Genomic DNA, 21,282 nt, shown 5'->3' with positions numbered 1-21,282 from the left:
GGCCCCCGACCCCACGGGCCGCACTGCCGCGGCCCTCGGCACCTCGATTTCGAGTCATGACTTTCGGAGGCCCGACTCCCATCACCCGGAGGAACGCCCGGTGAACGAGACCACCGCCAGGCCTTCGCCGTTCGCACGAGTGATGAGCGTGCTCCAGCGGCTCGGCCGCTCCCTCATGCTGCCGATCGCCGCCCTGCCCGCCGCCGCCCTGCTCGTCCGCTTCGGACAGCCCGACATGCTCGGCTCCAACGGCGCCGAGCCGGGCGGGCTGGCCGACGTCGCCGGGTTCGGCTGGCTGAACCAGGTCGCCGAAGTGCTGGCCGCCGCCGGGACCGCGCTGCTGGACAACATCCCGCTGCTGTTCGCGGTGGGGGTGGCGATCGGGTTCGCGCGCAAGGCCGACGGCACGACCGCGCTCGCGGCCGTGGTGGGCTACATGGTCTTCGACCGGGTGACGAAGGTGATGTTCTTCGGCTCCACCATCCGGGACACCGTCCTGCTGCGCAAGATCGACGGGCAGAGCGTCACCGAGGTCATCGACCACGGTGTGCCGAACCCCACCCAGGTGCTCGGCGGCATCCTCATGGGCCTGGTCACCGCGCTGCTGTGGCAGCGGTTCCACCGGATCAAGCTGCCGTCATGGCTGGCGTTCTTCGGCGGGCGGCGGTTCGTGCCGATCGTCACGGCCTTCGTGGCACTGGTGCTGGGCGTGCTGGTCGGCTGGGTCTGGCCGCTGCTGGCCGAGTGGATCGGCGCCGCGGGTGAGGCGCTCAGCACGCTGGGGCCGTTGGGCACCGGGATCTACGGTCTGATCAACCGGTTGCTGATCCCGCTGGGGCTGCACCACTTCGTCAACTCGATCGTGTGGCACGTGGTGCCGCAGTGCGAGGTGGGCGGGCGGGTCCTCGGCGGTGACTGGAACTGCTACTTCGCCGGAGCCGAGCACGCGGGACAGTTCATGGCGGGCTTCTTCCCCGTCATGATGTTCGCCCTGCCCGCCGCCGCGCTCGCCATGTGGCGGGCGGCGCCCGAACCCCGCCGTCCCGCCGTCGGCGGCATCATGCTCTCGGCCGCGCTGGCCTCCTTCGTGACGGGCATCACCGAGCCGATCGAGTTCGCGTTCATCTTCGTGGCGCCGCTGCTGTTCGTCGTGCACGCCGTACTGACCGGGCTGGCGATGGCTCTCACCATGCTCATCGGCGGCCAGCTCGGCTTCGGCTTCTCCGCCGGGCTGCTCGACATGCTGCTCAACGCGGGCAAGGCCAACACCGCCAACCTGCCCGGAATCCTGCTGCTCGGCGTGGTGTACGGGGTCGTCTACTACGTGGTGTTCAGCTTGCTGATCCGCCGGCTCGACATCATGACCCCGGGCCGCGAACCCGAGCCGGACGTGGACTCGGGCGAGACGGGGCAGGCCTCACCCGAACAGGCCTGAGACGGGGTTACGGACGGCCGCCCACCCGCCCGTCCCCTTCCCCCGCACCGGCCCGGTCGCCGCGTCACCGCGCCAGCTCGTCCCGACGTTCCACGCACAACGGCCCGAACGGGCGGCGTTTGCGAGAAAGTTGGCGTCCGGCGTATCCGGAGGCGGGACCGAAAACTCCTTGTAGTGATCGTCCCCCTACGACATGGAGCGTTCATGCGCCCCCTGCACGCCACCCGTACGAAAGCCCACCTCCTCACCGTCACCCCGCCGCCACCTCGGGCTACCCCCACACCCGACCAGGAGACGACACCACCCCACCGCTCCACCCCCACACCCGACCAGGAGACGACACCGCCCCGCCTCTCCATCGCCACGTCCGCGAGGGGGACGGCGTTCGAGCGGCGCGTCGCCGCGTCCCCGCCGGTGCGTGGCGCTCTCGCTCTCGAAACGGACCCGCTGGTGTGGGGCCCGCCGGGCGCGAGCCCGGACGGGCGCGGCCTGCGCCTGCTGGGCCAGGCGCTCGCCGAGGTCCTGGCCGGCCGCCGCCCTCCGGAGACCGTCGCCGGACGCCTCACCGACCGGGCCTATCGCGAACTGGTCCGCGCCGGCCAGATGATCCGGGCCACCCGGCACCCGTCCGCCGGGATCCCCCACGTGACAGAGCCCCGGGAGGGCGCCGTCGAGATGTGCCTGCTGATCCAGTGCGGCGAACGCAGTCACGTCCTCGCCCTGCGCCTCGAACGGCGCGGCGTCCAGTGGCTGGTCACGGACTTCGAGACCGCGTGAGCCGGCGAAGGGCCGGGACGGCCGCCCCGTCCGGCCCTTCCCTTCCCTGACCGGCACACGGAAGCCGTAGCACTCAAACTTCCCTATTTTTCCCTATACTACCGACAATACGGAGTTGTAGGTGCTTGGTCGCGGCTGGGGCAGCGCCGGCCGAGACACCACAACTGATCGAGGCCGTGCTCGGTGCGGCGGCCTGCTCGGACGGGAGACCGACGATGACTGACGATGCGCAGGTAGCAGCCGCGGTTCCGCCGCTGGTGCGCGACCCGGACGGACCGCTGGTCGCCGCCTCGGACGGCGCGCTCGACGCGCGGCCGGCGGTGCGGGCGACATGACCACGATCTACAAGTCCGAGGCGGGTGGACGCGAACTGCTCGACCACTACCAGCAGGCGCTGCGCACCTGGCCGGTTGCCGCGGAGCAGGTGCGGGTGCCGACTCGCGAGGGCGAGACGTTCGTCCTCGTCTCCGGGCCGCGGGACGCGCCGCCTCTGGTGCTGCTGCACGGCTCGGGCGCCAACACCTCGATGTGGCGTGCTGATATCACCACCTGGTCCCGGCACTTCCGCACGTACGCCGTCGACCTCGTCGGCGAGCCCGGCCTGAGCGCGCCCTCGCGCCCCGTCCTGGGCTCCGACGCCGTGTCACTCTGGCTGGACGACGTACTGGACGGGCTCGGCATCACCGGCGCCGCGTTCGCCGCCACGTCCCTCGGCGGCTGGACGGCCCTGGACTACGCCATCCGCCGGCCGGCACGAGTGACTCGCCTGGCCCTGCTGTGCCCGGGCGGCGTGGGCCGGCAGAAGGTCGGCTGGATCTACAAGGCCCTGCTGGCGAGCCTGTTCCGACGCGGTGGACTGCGCGAGTCGGCGATGGCCGTCGCCGGCCTGGACGGCGAGCGGGACCGGCAGGCGCTCGACTCCGTCGTCCTGACGTTCACGCACTTCAACCCGCGCAGGGAGAAGCTGCCGGTGTTCCCCGACGACGCGTTGCGCGGCCTTTCCATGCCGGTGCTCGTCATCGTCGGCGACCGGGACGCCATGTTCGATTCCCGCCAGACCGCGCGGCGCGTCCGCGAGTGCGTGTCGCGGTCGACCGTGAACGTGCTCCCCGGCGTCGGTCACGCCATCTTCGGCCAGACCGAGCCGATCGCCGCGTTCCTCCGGGCCTGACGAGCACGCCTGACGAGCACCGTAGGGGCCCGCCGACGGCGTGCCGCACAGCCCCCGGCGGGGTCCGGCCCGGCGGCCGTCCCAGCCGCGGGGGGTCCTGCTCGGCGGCCCTCCCAGCCGCGGACGCCGGGGACAGCCGACCACGGCCGCCGGCGCACAGCGGACAGGCCCGCGCCGTGCGGCGCGGGCCTGTCGTCTGGCTGTCTGTCCGGACGAGCCCGTTCGGGCCCGCCCAGGTCGGGCGCTAGGCGGCGTTCTTCGGGTCGCCGTGGCAGCGCTTGTACTTCTTGCCCGACCCGCAGGGGCAGGGCGCGTTGCGCTCGACGTTGCCGTAGGCCGCCCGCTCCTCCGGAGTGGTGCGGACGCGGGTGTGCTCGACCTCGCCCTGCTCACCCGGCGCGGTGTACTCCAGCTCGGTCGGACGCTGCGGCCCGCGCAGGCCGCGCGCGATGATCGAGCGGGTCTCCGCGACGGCCGTGTCCTCCTCCTCGACGATCGGGTTCTGCTGAACCTCGACCTCGATGTTGAACAGGAACCCGACGGAGTCCTCCTTGATGCCCTCAAGCATCGCGGCGAACATCTCGAAGCCTTCGCGCTGGTACTCGATCTGCGGGTCCTTCTGCGCGTAGGCCCGCATGCCGATGCCCTCGCGCAGGTAGTCCATCTCGTACAGGTGCTCGCGCCACTTGCGGTCGAGGACCGACAGGATGACCCGACGCTCGAACTCGCGCATCGCCTCGGAGCCGAGCTCCTCCTCGCGCCGGTCGTAGGCCGCGAGCGCGTCCTGCTTGATCTTCTCGCTGATGAACTCGGCGGTGAGCTCCTCGCGGCCGCCGGCCTCCTCGGCGATGGCGTCGACGGTGATCTGGATCGGGTAGAGCTCGCTGAACGCCTTCCACAGCTTGTCGAGGTCCCACTCCTCGGCGAAGCCCTCGGCCGTGGCACCGGCCACGTAGCCCTGGATCACGTCACCGACGAAGCCGCGCACCTGCTCGTGCAGGTCGGCGCCCTCCAGCACCCGGTGGCGCTCGGCGTAGATGACCTTGCGCTGGCGGTTCATCACCTCGTCGTACTTGAGAACTTCCTTGCGGATCTCGAAGTTCTGCTGCTCGACCTGGTGCTGGGCCGAGGCGATGGCCTTGGAGACGATGCCCGACTCGATCGGCTGGTCGTCGGGGATGTTGAGCCTCGTCATGATCATCTCGACGCGGGCCGAGTTGAACAGCCGCATGAGATCGTCGCCGAGCGAGAGGTAGAAGCGCGACTCGCCGGGGTCTCCCTGGCGGCCGGCCCGGCCGCGGAGCTGGTTGTCGATGCGGCGCGACTCGTGGCGCTCGGTGCCGAGGACGTAGAGGCCGCCGATCTCGACGACCTCGTCGTGCTCGGCCTTGACCGCCGCCTTGGCCTTCTCCAGCGCCTCCGGCCAGGCCTTCTCGTACTCCTCGGGGGTGTCGACCGGGTCCAGGCCGCGCTGGCGCAGCTCCAGGTCGGCGCGGAACTCGGGGTTGCCGCCGAGCATGATGTCGGTGCCGCGACCGGCCATGTTGGTGGCCACGGTGACGGCGCCCTTGCGGCCCGCCTCGGCGATGATGGTCGCCTCCCGCGCGTGGTTCTTGGCGTTGAGGACCTCGTGCTGCACGCCGCGGCGCTTGAGCGCCCTGGACAGCCGCTCGGACTTCTCGACCGACGTCGTGCCGATGAGCACCGGCTGGCCGGCCTCGTAGCGCTGCTTGATGTCCTCGACCACGGCGTCGAACTTGGCGTCCTCGGTCTTGTAGACGACGTCGGCCTGGTCCTTGCGGATCATCGGCCGGTTGGTCGGGATGGGCACCACGCCGAGCTTGTACGTCTTGTGGAACTCGTTGGCCTCGGTGACGGCCGTGCCGGTCATGCCGGACAGCTTCTCGTAGAGGCGGAAGTAGTTCTGCAGGGTGATCGTGGCGAGAGTCTGGTTCTCGTCCTTGATCGCCACACCTTCCTTGGCCTCGATGGCCTGGTGCATGCCCTCGTTGTAGCGACGGCCGTGCAGGACGCGCCCGGTGAACTCGTCGACGATCAGGACCTCGCCGTCGGAGACGATGTAGTCCTTGTCCTTCTTGAACAGCTCCTTGGCCTTGAGCGCGTTGTTGAGGAAGCCGACCAGGTGCGTGTGCTCGGGCTTGTAGAGGTTGTCGATGCCGAGCCAGTCCTCGACCTTGGCGACGCCCGCCTCCAGGACGCCGACGGTGCGCTTCTTCTCGTCGACGACGTAGTCGCCGGTGCTCTCCTCGCCGGGGTTCTTCGCCTCGACGCCCCTGCGCAGCCGGGGCACGATCTTGGCGAACTCGGCGTACCACTTGCCGGACTGCTCGCCGGGACCGGAGATGATCAGAGGAGTGCGGGCCTCGTCGATGAGGATGGAGTCGACCTCGTCGACGATGGCGAAGAAGTGGCCGCGCTGGACGCACTCGTCGAGCGACCAGGCCATGTTGTCGCGCAGGTAGTCGAAGCCGAACTCGTTGTTGGTGCCGTAGGTGATGTCGGCCTCGTACTGCTTGCGGCGGTCGTCGCCCTGCTGGCCGGACAGCACCACGCCGACCTCGAGCCCGAGGAAGCGGTGCACGCGGCCCATGTTCTCGGCGTCGCGCTTGGCGAGGTAGTCGTTGACCGTGACCACGTGGACGCCCTTGCCCGCGAGCGCGTTGAGATAGGCGGGCAGGGTGCAGGTGAGGGTCTTGCCCTCACCGGTCTTCATCTCGGAGATGTTGCCCATGTGGAGGTTGGCGCCGCCCATGATCTGGACGTCGTAGGGGCGCTGGCCGAGGACGCGGCGAGCCGCCTCACGTACGGTGGCGAAGGCCTCGGGAAGCAGGTCGTCGAGCGACTCCCCGTCCTTGAAACGCTGCCTGAACTCGTCCGTCATCGCGCGCAACTCCGCGTCGGACAGGCTCGTGAAGTCGTCCTCGATGGAGTTGACCTGGTCTGCGATCCTCTTCAGCTTGCGGAGGGTCTTGCCCTCACCGGCACGCAGGATCTTGTCGAGAATGGCTGCCACTTTATGTAAAGCTCCTCGCAGGTCTACCCCGGCGGCGCCGCCAGGAGGAGAGGCCGAGACAAACTTCCCCGTTGCCATGGTAGGCGGTTCCGCCAGCGGACACAGCCACCGCGACATCCGGGGCGCCGGCCGCGTCTGGGAGAATGGGTATCCAGGCAGAGGGTATGCCGGTTGACAGCCGGTTGGCACCGAATAGCGGGATATCCGGCAAAGGAAGGGAATTGTCATGGTTGAGGGCGTCAAGTCGGAGCAGACCGAGAATCTCGGCAGTCACGGCGGGCGCGCGTCTTCGTGGCTCGCCGTCACCGTCATGCTGATCGGCACCATCGTGGGCGGAGTCGGCCTGACCATGGCGAGCTGGACGCTCATCTGGGTCGGCGTGGGCGTGTTCGTCGTGGGCGGGATCCTCGCCCTCGTCTTCGACATCTTCTCCGACGTCGTGATCGACGCGCCCCGCGTGGGCATGTCGGTCGAAGACCACCGCTGACCCGGCACCGCGGCGGGCACCGGCTCCTCCTCGGTGCCCGCCTCCGGCATGCCCGCGAGCACTCACCCCCGCCTGGCCGCCCGCGGCCTCACGGCTCCCCCGCGGCTCACCCCGCACGGTCACACACCCCTCAGCGGCGGGTCCGGGGTGGCACGGGCCGATACGGCGAGTTCCAGCCTTCACCACCTGGAGCGCCACCTTCCCGGCATTCCTGAGCGCTTCCCGGCATTCCGGAGCGGCAGGGGCCGGGCGTTTTCGTCGGTGGCCGCCGCTAGCATGCCCCGCATGCTTCGCCGTATCAGGGACATCCGCAGGGAAACGCTGACATGACCGACCTCACGGCCGACGAGGCGCGCCGGATCATCCTGCGCGCGCAGGGGCTGCTCGGCGCCGACGGGCGCCGCGGTGGCGCGCACGGCATGCTGCGCAGGCTCGGCGCCGTGCAGCTCGACACGATCTCGGTGCTCGCGCGTTCCCACGAGCTGGTGGCCTACGCGCGGCTCGGCGCGGTCGGCAGGGACGCCGTGGAGCGCTCCTACTGGCACGATCCGGCCCGCAGCTTCGAATACTGGTGCCACGCCGCCTGCATCCTGCCGATCGAGCACTGGCCGCTCTACGCGTTCAGAAGGCGCGCCTACCGCGAGCGGCGCTTCCGCTGGCACGAGGTGCCCGACCACGTCGACCAACTTCTGGAGCAGGTGCGCGCGTCGGGCCCCGTGACGACCGCCGACGTGGGCGGCGCGCGGGCGGCGCGCAACGGTCAGGCGGGCGCGGGCGAGTGGTGGGACTGGTCCGACTCCAAGATCGCGCTTGAGTGGCTGCTCGACATCGGCGAGCTGGTGTGCACCCGCAGGGTCGGCTGGCGCCGGGTCTACGACCTCGCCGAGCGCGTGGTCCCCGCCGACCTCCTGGCCGAGGAGCTGTCCGACGAGGAGTGCGTCACCCGGCTCGCGGGCATCGCCGGCCGCGCGCTCGGCGTCGCGACCCGGGCCGACCTGATCGACTTTCTACGGCTCACCGGGCGGTTCACCGCGATCCTGGACGAGGCCCTGCTCAGTGGGGCCGCCGGTCTGGTCCCGGTGACGGTCTCCGGGTGGCCGGCCAAGGCCCGGGTCAACGGGTCCGTCTCCGGCGCCGCCTGGGCCGACCCCGCGGCGCTGGAGTCGGAGCCGCGCGGCCGGCACCGCAGCACGCTCGTGTCGCCGTTCGACTCGCTGATCTGGCACCGGGGCCGCACCGAGCGGGTCTTCGGCTTCGCCTACCAGCTGGAGCTCTACGTGCCCCGGCACAAGCGCGTGCACGGCTACTTCACGATGCCGGTGCTGGCCGGCGGCCGGCTCATCGGCCGGGTGGATCCGGCCCGCGACGGCACCACGCTGGTGGCCCGCCAGCTCAGCCTGGAGCCCGGCCTGACGGCCGCCAGGTGGGCCGACGCCCTGCGCGACGCCCTGTGGTCGGCGGCCGAGTGGGTGGGCTGCGACGCCGTACGGGTCGAGCGGGCCGACCCGGGCCTCGCCGCCCACCTGGAGGCCGGCGTCAGGTGATCTCCAGCATGCGCTCGCGCACGGCGTAGACCACGGCCTCCATGCGCGAGTGCAGCTGCAGCTTGTCCAGGATGTTGCGGACGTGGTTCTTGACCGTGTTCTCGCTGATGAACAGCTGCTTGGCGATCTCCCGGTTGTTCATGCCCTTGGCGACTAAGCGCAGCACCTCCATCTCGCGCTCGGTCAGCCGCGGCACCGGCAGCTGGGGCGGCCGCTCGGCCTCCTTGCGGCTCATGTTCGCGAACTCGCTGATGAGCTTCGCGGCCATGGCGGGGTTGATGAGCGACTGCCCCTCATGCACCCCGCGCACCGCCGCCGGCACATCGTTGATCTGCACGTCCTTGAGCAGGTAGCCCGTGGCACCGGCCTTGATGGCCTCGAAGAGGTCCTCCTCCTCGTCGCTCACCGTCAGCATGATGATGCGGGTGCTCGGCACCGAGGCCTTGATGCCCTTCGTGGCCTCGATGCCGTCCTGCCGGGGCATGCGCACGTCCATGAGCGCCACGTCGGGCATGAGGCGGTCGGCCAGCTCGACCGCCTCCTGCCCGTCGCTCGCCTCGCCGACCACGTCGATGTCCGGCTCGGCCGCCAGCGCCAGCGCCAGACTCCGCCTGATCAACTCGTGGTCGTCCACGATCAGCACGCGAATCGGCTCGCCTCTCGGCGTGCCTGCCTCGCCGGGCTCGGTCACGAGGCCTCCTCGGCGGGCCTCGCGATCTCGCTCCGCTCGCCTACGTGCACCTGACTGAGCTCGCTCACGTCTCCTCCTCGTCGGGGGGCCAGAGCCGTCGGACCGCCCATGATGGCACGGGTGCCGCGGTCCTCGGTCGGTCGAGAAGATCTTTTAAGACGCTATCAGGGCTCGACGAGCCGCAACACGCCGTAGTTGTAGCCGCGCCGGTTGTAGACCACCGACGGCTGGCCGCTCTCCTTGTCACGGAACAGGTAGAAGTCGTGTCCGACCAGCTCCATCTCGAGGAGGGCCTGGTCGATGGTCATGGGTTCCGCCTTGTGGAACTTCTCCCGTACGACGAGCGGCCCGTCGCCCTCCATCTCGATGGGGACGATGTCGTCGTACTGCTTGTCGTCGTACTGCTTGTCGTCGGGGAGCTGGTCCTCTTCGGACTCGGCCTGCTCGGGGACCAGCGTGGCCTGCTGGGGCGCGAGATCGACGTCGGGTAGCGTCGCGGTGAGCTCCGCCACGGAGGGCGGGCAGTGGTTGCCGTGGTGGACCTTGCGCCGGTCGGCGAGCCTGCGCAGGCGCCCCTCGAGTTTGTCCATCGCGATGTCGAGGGCGGCGAATCGGTCGTCCGCCGAGGCTTCGGCCCTGATGGCCGGTCCCCGGGAGTGAATGGTCAGCTCGACGCGCTCTCGCTGTCCGGCGAGGCGTGGGTTGCGTTCCTTCGACACCTCCACATCGACTCGAATGAGCTTGCTATCCAGACGCTCGATCCTGGCCAGCTTGGTCGTCACGTGGTCTCGGAACCGCTCACTCACTCCGGTGTGCCGGCCCTTGACGATGATGTCCATGCAACAGCCCCCCTTCGTCTAACGACTGAGAAAGAGCGCCCGACGACGCGCCTGCCGGGCGGGGTCTTCTGTCTTCCTCTCTGTCACCGTTCCCCTCTCCGACGCTCCATCACCGGGATCTCGGGAGGCACCCGTCCGGCCGACCTGGTCTTCGACCCCACATCCGCCTGCTGAGGCTTTCGCAGCTCTGACGCCACTACTGGCCTTCTCTCCTGACGGGGGACATCTGGACCCCCGGGAAGGCAGGACTTACCCCTAAGCCGCACCGTGATCGGTCGACGAAGAGTCGCCTTACGTGGGCCGTTTCGCCTGCGGCTGGCATCGGCTAGCAGAGCCGGGACTCCCGGCTCTGCGCAACCACGGACCCGAACGGGTGCCATGTCAGAACGCTATCCGGATCGGACCCGAATGTCAGCTTGCGGATTGCCCAAAGGATCACTTTCCGTGATTTTCGTACGGTGTGACAGGGGTGAAGGATGTCCCAGTCAATGGTCGGCCAACTGCTATGTCCCGGTGATGCGTGGCTCCTGATCTGGGGAGCTCCTGCACGGTGGGTAGTGACATGTGACCATCCGGTGAGGGGTTACGGCGTCCACCCTCTTTACCCAACGTGACCGTAATCCTTTTTAAGATCTCCGGCGTGTCGCGGCGACGGTCGCGGCGAGGAGCACCTCGGAGCCGGCCGAGCGCAGCGCGCGGGCGGCTTCGGACAGGGTGGCGCCGGTGGTGAGGAGGTCGTCGACGAGCACCACGGGCAGCCCGGGCGCGGTGCGGCCGGGGACGCCGAGCGAGCCGGCGAGGTTGGCGGCCCGGCGGCGCGCGTCGAGCCCCGCCTGGTCGGCCACGCGCCGGACGGGCGCCAGCACCGCGCGCGCCTCGGCGGGGTGGCCCCAGGCGGACAGCAGCCGGGCCGCCCGCGCGGCCAGCCGCCCGACGGGGTCGTGGCCGCGCGCCCGGCGGGTGCGGCGCGCGCTCGGCACCGGCACGAGGACGAACGCGCCCGCGGCCGGGTGGCCGCGGGAGACGGCGGCGGCCACGGTGAACGCCAGCGCCTCGGCCAGGGGCGCCGCGAGGGCGACCTGGGCGCGCTCCTTGTAGGCGATCAGCGCCCGGCGGACGGGCCCGGCGTAGTCGGCGGCGGACCAGCAGTCGGGCAGGCCCGCCGGCCGGGGCTCAGGCAGGCGGCGGGCCGGTGCGGCGAGGCCGGTCAGGCACGGGCCGCAGAACGGCTCCCCCGGGACGCCACAGGCCACACAGCGCTGCGGGAGGAGCAGGTCGAGCAGGGCGCGGGACACATCCGCCAGCATGCCGCCCGCCACCGACACTTCCGCCGCCCCGCCGCGCGGCCCAACCCGCCCCGCCCCGCGGCCCGCCCCGCCGCGCGGCCCGACCCGCCGAGCGAGACGCGGCCGGGCCGTGTCGCCGGCGGGTCAGCCGAGTTGGAAGAACGGGCGGGTGTCCTCGGCCGCGACCTTCGACACCCACGCCTGCTTGTCCTTGCTGAACTCCAGGACCTCGCCGCCCTGGTCGGTGGCGGCCAGGATGCGCTCGCCCAGCGCCGTGATGCCGCGCAGCCGCTTGCCCGGGGAGGGGAGCTGCTTGATCTCGCCGTCGCCGACGTTGATCTCGCGGATGCTCTGCACCTCCTCGTCCTTGCTCTCCACGAGCACGAGCAGGCGCTCGCCGTCCTGCCAGGCGATGTCGCGGATCTTCTCGTTCGCGACGGTGGTGAGCGTGTGGAAGTTGCCCAGCATGGGTGACCCGGCGCCGCCGGTGATGGCGCCGACCCGGACCTCGGTCTCGCCGATGGTCACCGCGACGCGCACGCCGTCCCTGGCGACGCGCAGGCTGGTCACGTCGAGCCCGTCGAGGCCGGGAGCGGCGACGCGGTCGGGGCCGCGTCCCGCGGACGGGTGGCAGCGCAGCACCGTGTCGTTCGCGCGGTCGTAGGTCCACAGGGTCCCGTCGCGCCGCCACGACGGAGCGGTCAGGTCGGCCCCCTGGATCCACTGCTCCCACTGGCCGTCGGTGGCCACGCGGGTGACCCAGATGCCGCCGGCGCCCTCCTTGCCGCGGGCCGCGACGAGGTCGGCGGTCCCGGACATCGCCATGTCGCGGAACTCGCTCGGCCGCCCGGCGGGCCCCTGGACGGCGTTGCCCGCTCCGTCGCTGAGCGTGTGGATGGCGCCCTTGCTGGTGAAGTACGCGGGACGGGCGTTGTTGTTGTCGAACCAGTCCTCGCCCTCGCGCAGGTTGGCGGGCACGACGAGGGACTCGGAGGAGTAGAACGGCTCGCCGTCGAGCTGCACCTCGATGGGCCGGCCGTTGGCCATCTGGTTGTCGTTGAGGCTGAACTTGAGCTGTGCCTGCAGCCCGTCGGCGAACACGCCCTCGGGGTCGATGGGCCCGCTGAGGTCGACGACCACGCGCTCTTCGGCCGACCTGACGGATCGCACGCTCATGCCCTGCGGGAAGACGCTGCCCACCGCGGCGTGCAGCGCCCTGCTCGGACCTTCGAGCAGGCGCCTGACGATGGTCTGCGCGAAGTTCTCGGTGGGTTTGACCCGTAGCCACACCCGGTCGACGACCAGGCGCCGGTCGGGCAGCAGCCGGTCGGTGCCGGGCGGCCCGGCCAGGAAGTAGAGGTTGGTGGGCCGGTAGGCGCGGGTCAGGTCGTCCACGGTGAGCAGCAGCCCGGTGGCGCCCGTGATCGACTTGACGCGGTAGGCGCCCTTCTGGTTCTTCACCAGCGTGAAGAACACCTGCATGTCGGGGGCGGCGCCGGGCGCGGGCACGTAGGTGTCGTCGGCCTCGATGCGGGCGACGTGCGTGCCGACCAGCTTGATGACCACCTCGTTGCCGCCGGCCTTGCTCTCGTACTGGTACTTCGGCGAGTTGCCGATCACGGTCACGGGGCCGTCGGGCTTCCACACCTTGGCCGCCTCGGGCGTCAGGTAGTGGGGCAGCACGGCCGGGTCGTCGGCGTAGGCGGCCATCGCGGCCTGCAGGCCCTCCACCACCTGCAGGGGGTCCCAGTCGTCCCGCGGCTGCACGGCGATCATGCGCTGGAACGGCCGGGTCAGCTCGTCGCCGCCGCCCGCCTCCTCCATGGGGAACGGCCCGCCCACCGGGATCACCGCGCAGCCCGTGCCGGTGGAGGCGAGCGTGAGGGCGGCCAGGGCGGCCAGGAGACGTCTAGACCTCGTCACGGACGGCTCCGTCACCCGACGCCGGCAGCAGCACCGGGGTCATGTGGCCGCGCCAGGTGCGGCGCATCTCGATCTCGGGCGGCACCAGCGGCAGCGGGGAGCCCTTGAGGTCGGCTCCGGCGGTCCTCGGCAGCGTCAGCCTGAACTGGGAGCCCTCGCCCGGCTGTCCCCACGCCTGCAGCCAGCCGCCGTGCAGCGTCGCGTCCTCGCGTGAGATGGCCAGGCCGAGGCCGGTGCCGCCGATGGTCCTGGCCCGTGACGGGTCGGCGCGCCAGAACCGGTCGAACACCATGGTCTCCTCACCGGTCTTCAGGCCGATGCCGTGGTCGCGCACGGCCACGGCGACGGCGTCGCGGTCGCCGCCCACGGTCACCACGACGTCGCGGCCCTCGCCGTGCTCGATGGCGTTGAAGAGCAGGTTGCGCAGGATGCGCTCGACCCGGCGGTTGTCGATCTCGGCCATGCACGGCTCGTTCGGCAGCCGCAGCTCGAAGCGGGTGGAGTGGCGTTCGGCCAGCGCCTCGGAGTCGGCGATGGCGCGCAGCACCACGTCGCGGACGTCCACGGGGTCGAGGTCGAGGGTGGCGGCGCCGGCGTCGTAGCGGCTGATCTCCAGCAGGTCGGCGAGCATCGCCTCGAAGCGTTCGAGCTGGGCCTGCATGAGTTCCGCGGAGCGGGCGGCCATCGGCTCGAAGTCCTCGCGGGAGTCGTACAGCAGGTCGGCGGCCATCCGGACGGTGGTCAGCGGGGTGCGCAACTCGTGGGAGACGTCGGAGACGAACTGGCGCTGCACCTGCGAGAGCTCCTCCAACTGGTGGATCTTGAGTGCGAGGTTTCCGGCCATCTCGTTGAACGAGGTCGCCAGGCGGGCCAGGTCGTCCTCGCCGCGCACCTTGAGCCGTTCGTCGAGCTTGCCGGCGGCCAGGCGTTCGGCGGCCTGGCGGGCGAGCCGTACCGGGGTGACGACCTGCCGCGCCACCAGGTAGGCGATGGCGGCGAGCAGCAGCACCAGTCCGAAGCCCACCACGACGATGGCGAGCCGGACGTTGGACAGCATCTGCTCTTCCTCGCTGAGCGGGAAGAAGTGGTAGACCTCGTAGACGCCGCCGGTCTCGGGGGTGACCAGGCCGCCGATCACCAGCGTGAGCCGGGGCTGCGTCTCGCCGTCGAAGCGGATGAGCGCCTGGTGCCGTTGCGGCTTGTCGCCCGGGATCTTGCCGACCTGGCGTTCCATGCCCTGCCGCAGCCCTTCGGGGACGTTGGCGGGCGTGAGGTTGCCGGAGGCGCGCGACGCGGCGGGCGCGGCCTGGTTGAGTACGAGGACCTCGTAGCGCTTCTTGGAGCCGTCCTCGACGGAGCCGGTGATGCTGTCCATGACGCTGTCGAGCTGGTTGACCGGCATCTTCTTGCCCGAGGTGGCCGGCGGCGACTGCTCGTCGGGCGTGCGGTTGAGCGCGTCCTCGATCTGGACGCGGTCGGCGAACGCCTCGCTGGCCGCCGAGGCCTGGCGGCCGGCGATGACCGACTTGTTGATCTGGTCGGACAGGAACACGCCGAGCACGACGACCACGGTCACGGAGATGACCAGCGTGCTGGTGACGACCTGCAACTGCAGGGACCGGCGCCAGACGCGCCGCAGGGTGCCCGCGGCACGGCGCGTTCGGCGGCGGACACCGCCGAGGATCTGGCGCAGTGTCCGTCTGCGTGGCCGAGTGGTCCGTGTCGCAGGCATGGCCGGTCGGGCGGCGGGCTAGGCGGGCCCGGCCTTGTAACCCACGCCGCGGACGGTCACGACGATCTCGGGGTGCTCGGGGTCCTTCTCGATCTTGGCGCGGAGCCGCTGCACGTGGACGTTGACCAGGCGGGTGTCGGCGGCGTGCCGGTAGCCCCAGACCTGCTCCAGCAGCACCTCGCGGGTGAAGACCTGGCGCGGCTTGCGGGCCAGCGCCACCAGCAGGTCGAACTCGAGCGGCGTGAGGTTGATGGTCTCCTCGCCGCGCTTGACGGAGTGGCCGGCCACGTCGATGGTGATGTCGCCGATCTGCAGGATCTCGGGGGTCGGCTCGTCGGTGCGGCGCAGCCGGGCGCGCACCCGGGCGACGAGCTCCTTCGGCTTGAACGGCTTGACGATGTAGTCGTCGGCGCCCGACTCCAGGCCGAGCACGACGTCGATCGTGTCGCTCTTGGCGGTGAGCATGACGATCGGGACCCCCGACTCGGCCCTGATCCGCCGCGCGACGTCGATGCCGTCGGCGCCCGGCAGCATGAGGTCGAGCAGCACGAGGTCCGGGCGGGTGTCCCGGAACGCGTCCAGGGCCTTGTCGCCGTCGGAGACAAAGGACGGCTCGAAGCCTTCCCCGCGCAACACGATGCCGAGCATCTCGGCAAGGGCGGCATCGTCGTCGACGACTAGCACACGACCTTTCATGGCCCCTCATCCCGTTCTTCGCATTGTGGGACATACCCGCACGACCGCTGAAGGTTACCCTTGGTGTGCCCATGTGTGAGACACGAGACCTTCAAGAGGCGAATTTTAGACTGGCAACAGGATCGCACCTCAGTCTGCGGTAACCGACCGACTTTCGGCCATCCCCCGATGAGATCCTTGACCCGGTTCGCCCCAGTATGCAAGGGATCACCCGCAGGACACCACGCTCCGTTCCCCCGTGCCAGGATGGACACATGTCAGACGGTCACGGCCCCACGCCCGAGACTCCGCCGGGGTGGGCGGTCGAGCAACCCCCGCCCTACGGCGCTCCGCAGGCTTCGCCGTGGACCGCTCCGGGGCTCCACCCGCCCGCCGCCCCCGGCGCGGGCCCTGGTCACGGCCCCGGTCACGGCACCGGTCACGGCGCCCAGGGCCCGCCGCCCCCGCAGCAGTGGCAGCAGCCCGGCTACGGCTACCTGCCGCCGCCCGCGCTGCGCCCCGGCATCATCCCGCTGCGCCCGCTGGGCCTCGGCGACATCCTCGACGGCACCATCAAGCTCATCCGGTCCAACCCCAAGGCCGTCCTCGGCCTGTCGGCGGTCGCGGCGCTGCTGGCCGCCGTGCCGGTCTCGATCGGCAACGTGTTCCTGCTCGACGCGACGGCCGCGGCGATGGCCGACCCGGCCGCCGATCCCGGCGACCTCCCCGGCGGCTTCCTCGCGCAGTTCGGCGGGCCGCTCGTGTCGCTGGCCGTCGGCTTCGTGGTGGTGACCATGCTGACCGGGGTGCTGACGCGCATCCTCGGCCGGGCCGTCTTCGGCGGCAACATGACCGCCGCCGAGGCGTGGCGGCTCACCCGGGGGCGCGTCCCCGCGCTGTTCGCCGTGGTGGCGTTGCAGGCCGCCATCCTGCTGGCGCCCCTGGTGGTCGTCGTCCTCATCGTCTGGGCGCTGGTCGCCTCCGGCGGCTCCATGCCGCCGGGCGCCGGCGTGGCCGGCCTGCTCCTGTTCATGGTGTTCTACGTCTGCTACGTGCTGTTCTTCCGGACGCGTTTCGCGTTCGCGGCGCCGGCCGTGGTGCTGGAGAGCCGCGGACCGCTCGACGCGATGCGCCGCTCCTGGACGCTGGTGGGCGGCGGCTTCTGGCGGGTGCTGGGCATCCTGCTGCTCACCTCACTGCTGGTCGGCTTCATCGGCTCGATCCTGCAACTGCCGTTCACCATCGCCGGCACCCTGTTCGGCATGCTGGGCGGGGGCGGCGTCGGCACGCTCATCCTGGCGGGCGTGCTGACCGCCGTCGGCGGCACGCTCGGCGCGATGATCACCTATCCGTTCGAGGCGGGCGTCGCGGGGCTCCTGTACGCCGACCGGCGGATGCGCAGCGAAGCCTTCGACCTCGTGCTCCAGACGGCCGCGATCGAGCAGCAGCGCCAGGGCTGGGTGCACTCCTCGGCCGACGACCTCTGGCACCCGTCCAACTCCGCCGGATCGTGACCCCGATCGGCAGGGACGAGGCCGCCCGCCGGGCGGCGGACGAGCTCCTCAAGCCCGCCTACGAGCAGGAACCCCTGCTCGACCGGATCTGGCGGCACGTCCAGCAGTTCCTCGGCGACCTGATGGACGCGGCCACCGGCGGCGGCACGGCCGGCGGCGTCATCGCCGCCGTGGTCATCACGCTGCTCGTCCTCACCGTCATCGTGCTGGTCGGCTGGCAGCTGCGGCGCACCTCGCGCCGTAACGCCGGGGCCGCCGCCGCCCTGTTCGGCGAGCGCGCGATGAGCGCGGCCGAGCACCGTCAGGCCGCCGCCGACCTGGCCGCCCAGGGCCGCTACACCGAGGCCGTCCAGGAACGGCTCCGCGCCATCGCCCGCGACCTGGAGGAACGTGCCCTCGTCGACGGGCTGCCCGGCCGCACGGCCGACGAGCTGAGCGCCGAGGCGGGTCTGGCCCTGCCCGCGTTCGCCGGCGAGCTGGCCGCCGCCGCCCGCTCGTTCGACGACGTGACCTACGGCGGCGTCCCCGGCACCCGCGCCGCCTACGACGCCATGACGTCGCTGGACGAACGCCTCCGCGCCGCCAGGCCGGCGGCACTCACCGGTGAGGCCGCGGCGGCGGGCGCCCAGGGAGGCGCGGCGTGAGCGTCGACATGCGCCCGGCGGACAGCCGCGAGTCGGTCTCCGCCTCCCCCACCGTCCGCTCGGTCTGGCGGTCCGTCCGGGTCGCCGTCCTGCTGGGCGTGCTCATCGTGGCGACGGCGGTCGCCGGCGTGCTGCTCGCCTCCGGCGACCGCGCCACGCGCCCGCTCGACCCCGACGACACCTCGCTCGCCGGAGCCAAGGCGCTGGCCCAGCTCCTGCGCACCCGCGGCGTCACCGTCGAGCGGGTCGACTCCGTGGCCGTCGCGGCGTCCAGGGCCGCGCAGGGCGGCCGGCTGCTGCTGATCACCGACGTGACCGCCTTCGACGAGGTGCGCCTGGCGGCGATCCAGGGCGACCGGCTCGTCGTCGGCGACCTGTACGGCCTCGACGACCTGGCGCCCGGCGTGCGCAGCCTGCCCGGCGCGCCCCGCGAGCGCTCCCGCGAGCCCGCGTGCCGGCTGCCCGCCGCGACCGCCGCCGGCAGCGCCTACCTGGGCGGCGCGGCGTTCCGCGCCCCGCCGGGCGCGACCGGCTGCTACCCGGCGGGTGAGGGGTGGACGCTGGTCAGCTTCCCCAACGCCGGCGGCACCACCACGGTGGTCGGCAGCGGCGCGTTCCTGACCAACCAGCGCCTGGCCGAGGACGGCAACGCCGCGCTGGCGCTCAACCTGGTCGGCGCCAACAAGGCCGTCACCTGGCTGGTCGAGCCCGAGACGCCGCCGACCGGCGACCTGGCCGGGCCCGAGGGGGCCAGCCTGTACGACCTGATGCCCGACGGCGTCCCGTGGGCCGTCGGCATGGCGGCCGTCACCGTGTTCGTCGTGGCCCTGTGGCGGGGCCGGCGGCTCGGCCCCGTGGTCACCGAACGGCTGCCGGTGGTGGTGCGGGCCGCCGAGACCGTCGAGGGCCGCGGCCGGCTGTACCGGGCCAGGCGGGCGCGCGCCAGGGCCGCCGAGGCGCTGCGGGCCGGCGCGGTCGACCGGCTCGTGCCCCGGCTCGGGCTGGGCTCGGGCGCGGTGCGGCACGAGGTGGTGGGGGCCGTCGCCGTACGGGCCGGGCTGGACGCGCAGCAGGTGGACGCGGCGCTGTACGGCCCCGCGCCCGCCGACGACGCCGGGCTCGTGGCCCTGGCCCGATACTTGGACTCCGTTGAAAGGACGATCGGTGAACTCTGAGGGGACCCCGTTCGCGGCCACCCGTGGTGACGCGGCCAGGGAGGCGCTGGGCGCGCTGCGCGCCGAGGTGTCCAAGGCCGTGGTGGGCCAGGACGCGGTGGTGACGGGGATGGTCATCGCCCTGCTGTGCCGGGGGCACGTGCTGCTGGAAGGCGTGCCCGGCGTGGCCAAGACGCTGATGGTGCGGACCCTGTCGGCGGCGCTGACGCTCGACTTCAAGCGGGTGCAGTTCACGCCCGACCTGATGCCGGGCGACGTGACGGGCTCGCTGATCTTCGACGCGAAGACGGCCCGGTTCGAGTTCCGCGAGGGGCCGGTGTTCACCAACCTGCTGCTCGCCGACGAGATCAACCGCACCCCGCCGAAGACGCAGGCGGCGCTGCTGGAGGCGATGGAGGAGCGGCAGGTCAGCGTCGAGGGCGAGGCGCGGGCGCTGCCGGACCCGTTCGTGGTGTGCGCGACGCAGAACCCGGTCGAGTACGAAGGCACCTACCAGCTCCCGGAGGCGCAGCTCGACCGGTTCCTGCTCAAGCTGACCGTGCCGGTGCCGCCGCGCGAGCAGGAGATCTCGGTCCTCGAACGGCACGCGCTCGGCTTCGACCCGCGCGACCTGTCGGAGGTCAAGCCGGTCGCCACCGCCGACGACCTGGCGGCCGGGCGCGAGGCGGTGGCCGGGGTGCACGTGGCCCCCAAGGTGCTCGGCTACATCGTGGACCTGGCGCGGGCCACCCGCAGCTCGCCGGCGCTGCAGCTCGGCGTGTCCCCGCGTGGCGCGACCGCGCTGCTGGCCGCCTCGCGGGCGTGGGCGTGGCTGTCGGGCCGCCCGTACGTCACTCCCGACGACGTGAAGGCGCTGGCCCGGCCCGCGCTGCGGCACCGCGTGCAGCTCCGGCCCGAGGCGGAGCTGGAGGGGGCGAGCGCCGACGGCGTGCTCGACGGCATCCTCGCCTCGGTCCCGGTTCCGCGCTGATGGCGCTGACGGGACGCGCCGGGCTGCTGGCGGCGCTCGGCATCGTGGTGGTGGCGCTGGCGCCGCGGCCGGGTGCCGCGCTGGCCGGGGTCTGCCTGCTGCTGGTCGCCGCGGTCGTGGTGGATCTGCTGTTCGCGGGCGCGGTGCGGCCGCTGCGCTTCCACCGTTCGGGCGACAGGCTGGTCCGGCTGGGCCAGTCGGTCACGGTCGAGCTGGTCGTCGAGAATCCGGGCTCCCGGCGGGTGCGCGGCGTGCTGAGGGACGCCTGGCCGCCGTCGGCCGGCGCGGCGCCCCGCATGGCGGAGCTGGACGTGCCGGCCGGCGAGCGGCGCCGGCTCGCGCTGACGCTCACGCCGACCCGGCGCGGCGACCGGGAGTCCGTGGCGGTGACCGTCCGCTCACTGGGGCCGCTGGGGTTGGCCGCCCGCCAGGGCACCCATCGCTCGCCCTGGTCGGTGCGGGTGCTGCCGCCGTTCCTGTCACGCAAGCACCTGCCCTCGCGGCTGGCGCGGCTGCGCGAGCTCGACGGCCGGCATCCGGCGCTGGTACGCGGCCAGGGCACCGAGTTCGACTCGCTGCGCGAGTACGTGGTGGGCGACGACGTGCGCTCCATCGACTGGCGGGCCACGGCCCGCCGGCACGACGTCGTGGTCCGCACCTGGCGGCCCGAACGCGACCGGCGGGTGCTGATCGTGCTCGACACCGGCCGCACCTCGGCGGGCCGGGTCGGCGAGGCGCCGATCCCGCTGGCCGGGGCGGCGGCGGGCGGCGGGGGGCTGCTCGCGGCGCCCGACACCCGGCCCGTGCCGGGCTGGCCGCGGCTCGATTGGTCGATGGACGCGGCGCTGCTGCTCGCCGCGCTCGCCGGCCGGGCGGGCGACCGGGTCGACTTCCTGGCCTACGACCGGGCCGTGCGGGCCTGGGTGGCCGGGGCCTCGCGCACCGAGCTGCTGACGTCGCTGGTGAACGTGATGGCGCCGATCGAGGCCGAGCTGGTCGAGGCCGACGCGCAGGGCATGGTCGCCGCGATCCTGTCGCGGGCCAAGCGGCGCTGCCTGGTGGTGCTGCTCACCGACCTCAACCCGGCGGCCATGGACGAGGGGCTCATGCCGGTGCTGCCGCAGCTCTCCTCCCGGCACCTCGTGCTGGTGGCCGCCGTCTCCGACCCGCTCGTGACCGCCATGGCCGCCGGGCGGGGCACCGCCGAGGAGGTGTACGACGCGGCCGCGGCCGAGCAGGCGCGGCTGGCGCGCAGGCGGATGACGGCGCGGCTGCGCCGCCACGGGGTGGAGGTGGTGGACGCGCCGCCGGACGACATCGCACCGGCCCTGGCCGACGCCTACCTCGCGTTGAAGGCCGCCGGGCGGCTCTGACCGTCTCCGGGG

The 21,282-nt window shown here is 72.1% G+C and carries 17 protein-coding genes; 10 read left to right on the top strand and 7 right to left on the bottom strand.

Going from position 1 to position 21,282, the window contains the following annotated elements:
- Positions 1–100 precede the first annotated feature (100 nt).
- The 3 genes from ACGF0J_RS01975 (at position 101) to ACGF0J_RS01965 (ending at position 3,383) form a co-directional block, all read left to right on the top strand.
- Entirely contained in the window at positions 101–1,435 is a 1,335-nt protein-coding gene (locus tag ACGF0J_RS01975; RefSeq protein WP_393141357.1) for a PTS transporter subunit EIIC, read from the top strand.
- A gap of 204 nt (positions 1,436–1,639) precedes the next feature.
- Positions 1,640–2,212 carry an Rv3235 family protein gene (locus tag ACGF0J_RS01970; RefSeq protein WP_393141355.1) on the top strand — a complete coding sequence of 191 codons (573 nt, stop codon included), beginning with the start codon at positions 1,640–1,642 and terminating at the stop codon, positions 2,210–2,212.
- 331 nt (positions 2,213–2,543) lie between these two features.
- On the top strand, positions 2,544–3,383 hold the full coding sequence (locus ACGF0J_RS01965; protein WP_393141352.1) for an alpha/beta fold hydrolase: 840 nt from the start codon (positions 2,544–2,546) through the stop codon (positions 3,381–3,383).
- Between the two features lie 244 nt (positions 3,384–3,627).
- On the opposite strand, the gene secA is transcribed toward ACGF0J_RS01965, so the two are convergent.
- Positions 3,628–6,417 carry a preprotein translocase subunit SecA gene (gene secA / locus ACGF0J_RS01960; RefSeq protein ID WP_393141350.1) on the bottom strand — a complete coding sequence of 930 codons (2,790 nt, stop codon included), beginning with the start codon at positions 6,415–6,417 and terminating at the stop codon, positions 3,628–3,630.
- A gap of 226 nt (positions 6,418–6,643) precedes the next feature.
- Between secA and ACGF0J_RS01955 the strand changes: the two genes are divergently transcribed.
- Both ACGF0J_RS01955 and ACGF0J_RS01950 read left to right on the top strand, forming a co-directional pair.
- Positions 6,644–6,904 (top strand): HGxxPAAW family protein, encoded by a 261-nt coding sequence (locus tag ACGF0J_RS01955; RefSeq protein ID WP_393141348.1) that lies wholly within the window; start codon positions 6,644–6,646, stop codon positions 6,902–6,904.
- Positions 6,905–7,230: 326 nt separating this feature from the next.
- A complete protein-coding gene (locus ACGF0J_RS01950) occupies positions 7,231–8,448 on the top strand; it encodes a winged helix-turn-helix domain-containing protein (RefSeq protein ID WP_393141346.1) in 1,218 nt (405 codons plus the stop codon).
- Here ACGF0J_RS01950 and ACGF0J_RS01945 read toward each other — a convergent pair.
- From ACGF0J_RS01945 to mtrA, 6 genes are all read right to left on the bottom strand, one after another.
- Positions 8,441–9,139, bottom strand: a complete 699-nt coding sequence (locus tag ACGF0J_RS01945) for a response regulator (RefSeq protein ID WP_393141344.1) — start codon at positions 9,137–9,139, stop codon at positions 8,441–8,443. The two genes, ACGF0J_RS01950 and ACGF0J_RS01945, sit on opposite strands and share 8 nt — an antisense overlap.
- Before the next feature lie 164 nt (positions 9,140–9,303).
- Positions 9,304–9,978, bottom strand: a complete 675-nt coding sequence (gene hpf / locus ACGF0J_RS01940) for a ribosome hibernation-promoting factor, HPF/YfiA family (protein ID WP_393141342.1) — start codon at positions 9,976–9,978, stop codon at positions 9,304–9,306.
- A 626-nt stretch (positions 9,979–10,604) separates the two neighbouring features.
- Entirely contained in the window at positions 10,605–11,285 is a 681-nt protein-coding gene (locus ACGF0J_RS01935) for a ComF family protein (RefSeq protein ID WP_393141340.1), read from the bottom strand.
- A 123-nt stretch (positions 11,286–11,408) separates the two neighbouring features.
- Positions 11,409–13,187: an LpqB family beta-propeller domain-containing protein gene (locus tag ACGF0J_RS01930; RefSeq protein WP_393141338.1), complete on the bottom strand. Its 1,779-nt coding sequence runs from the start codon at positions 13,185–13,187 to the stop codon at positions 11,409–11,411.
- On the bottom strand, positions 13,174–14,919 hold the full coding sequence (mtrB, locus tag ACGF0J_RS01925; RefSeq protein ID WP_393141336.1) for an MtrAB system histidine kinase MtrB: 1,746 nt from the start codon (positions 14,917–14,919) through the stop codon (positions 13,174–13,176). The genes ACGF0J_RS01930 and mtrB overlap by 14 nt, the downstream gene beginning before the upstream one ends.
- An 18-nt stretch (positions 14,920–14,937) precedes the next feature.
- Positions 14,938–15,615, bottom strand: a complete 678-nt coding sequence (gene mtrA, locus ACGF0J_RS01920) for an MtrAB system response regulator MtrA (RefSeq protein WP_043620615.1) — start codon at positions 15,613–15,615, stop codon at positions 14,938–14,940.
- 254 nt (positions 15,616–15,869) lie between these two features.
- Here mtrA and ACGF0J_RS01915 point away from each other — a divergent pair, with 254 nt between their 5' ends.
- From ACGF0J_RS01915 to ACGF0J_RS01895, 5 genes are read left to right on the top strand one after another with little or no spacing between them, the layout of a single operon-like run.
- A complete protein-coding gene (locus ACGF0J_RS01915) occupies positions 15,870–17,108 on the top strand; it encodes a glycerophosphoryl diester phosphodiesterase membrane domain-containing protein (RefSeq protein ID WP_393141334.1) in 1,239 nt (412 codons plus the stop codon).
- Positions 17,105–17,752 (top strand): DUF4129 domain-containing protein, encoded by a 648-nt coding sequence (locus tag ACGF0J_RS01910; protein ID WP_393141332.1) that lies wholly within the window; start codon positions 17,105–17,107, stop codon positions 17,750–17,752. Before ACGF0J_RS01915 ends, ACGF0J_RS01910 begins: the two co-directional genes overlap by 4 nt.
- Positions 17,749–18,927 (top strand): DUF4350 domain-containing protein, encoded by a 1,179-nt coding sequence (locus tag ACGF0J_RS01905; protein ID WP_393141330.1) that lies wholly within the window; start codon positions 17,749–17,751, stop codon positions 18,925–18,927. Before ACGF0J_RS01910 ends, ACGF0J_RS01905 begins: the two co-directional genes overlap by 4 nt.
- Positions 18,917–19,897, top strand: coding sequence for an AAA family ATPase (locus ACGF0J_RS01900; RefSeq protein ID WP_393141328.1), 981 nt, complete (start codon positions 18,917–18,919; stop codon positions 19,895–19,897). The genes ACGF0J_RS01905 and ACGF0J_RS01900 overlap by 11 nt, the downstream gene beginning before the upstream one ends.
- The gene (locus ACGF0J_RS01895) at positions 19,897–21,270 is read left to right on the top strand and encodes a DUF58 domain-containing protein (protein WP_393141326.1); all 1,374 of its coding nucleotides are present in this window, start codon (positions 19,897–19,899) and stop codon (positions 21,268–21,270) included. Before ACGF0J_RS01900 ends, ACGF0J_RS01895 begins: the two co-directional genes overlap by 1 nt.
- Positions 21,271–21,282 lie beyond the last annotated feature (12 nt).

It is taken from the genome of Nonomuraea sp. NPDC047897, assembly GCF_043204415.1.
Classification (GTDB): Bacteria; Actinomycetota; Actinomycetes; order Streptosporangiales; family Streptosporangiaceae; genus Nonomuraea.
Note: the sequence above shows the minus strand (reverse complement) of the source record. Positions and strands in the feature narration are given on the sequence as shown.

Excerpts from the sequence above, each read along its gene's own strand:
- ACGF0J_RS01965 (WP_393141352.1), top strand. The coding sequence starts at position 2,544 with ATGACCACGATCTACAAGTCCGAGGCGGGTGGACGCGAACTGCTCGAC.
- ACGF0J_RS01970 (WP_393141355.1), top strand. The coding sequence starts at position 1,640 with ATGCGCCCCCTGCACGCCACCCGTACGAAAGCCCACCTCCTCACCGTC.
- ACGF0J_RS01895 (WP_393141326.1), top strand. The coding sequence starts at position 19,897 with ATGGCGCTGACGGGACGCGCCGGGCTGCTGGCGGCGCTCGGCATCGTG.
- ACGF0J_RS01915 (WP_393141334.1), top strand. The coding sequence starts at position 15,870 with ATGTCAGACGGTCACGGCCCCACGCCCGAGACTCCGCCGGGGTGGGCG.
- mtrB (WP_393141336.1), bottom strand. The coding sequence starts at position 14,919 with ATGCCTGCGACACGGACCACTCGGCCACGCAGACGGACACTGCGCCAG.
- ACGF0J_RS01935 (WP_393141340.1), bottom strand. The coding sequence starts at position 11,285 with ATGCTGGCGGATGTGTCCCGCGCCCTGCTCGACCTGCTCCTCCCGCAG.
- hpf (WP_393141342.1), bottom strand. The coding sequence starts at position 9,978 with ATGGACATCATCGTCAAGGGCCGGCACACCGGAGTGAGTGAGCGGTTC.
- ACGF0J_RS01950 (WP_393141346.1), top strand. The coding sequence starts at position 7,231 with ATGACCGACCTCACGGCCGACGAGGCGCGCCGGATCATCCTGCGCGCG.
- mtrA (WP_043620615.1), bottom strand. The coding sequence starts at position 15,615 with ATGAAAGGTCGTGTGCTAGTCGTCGACGACGATGCCGCCCTTGCCGAG.
- ACGF0J_RS01955 (WP_393141348.1), top strand. The coding sequence starts at position 6,644 with ATGGTTGAGGGCGTCAAGTCGGAGCAGACCGAGAATCTCGGCAGTCAC.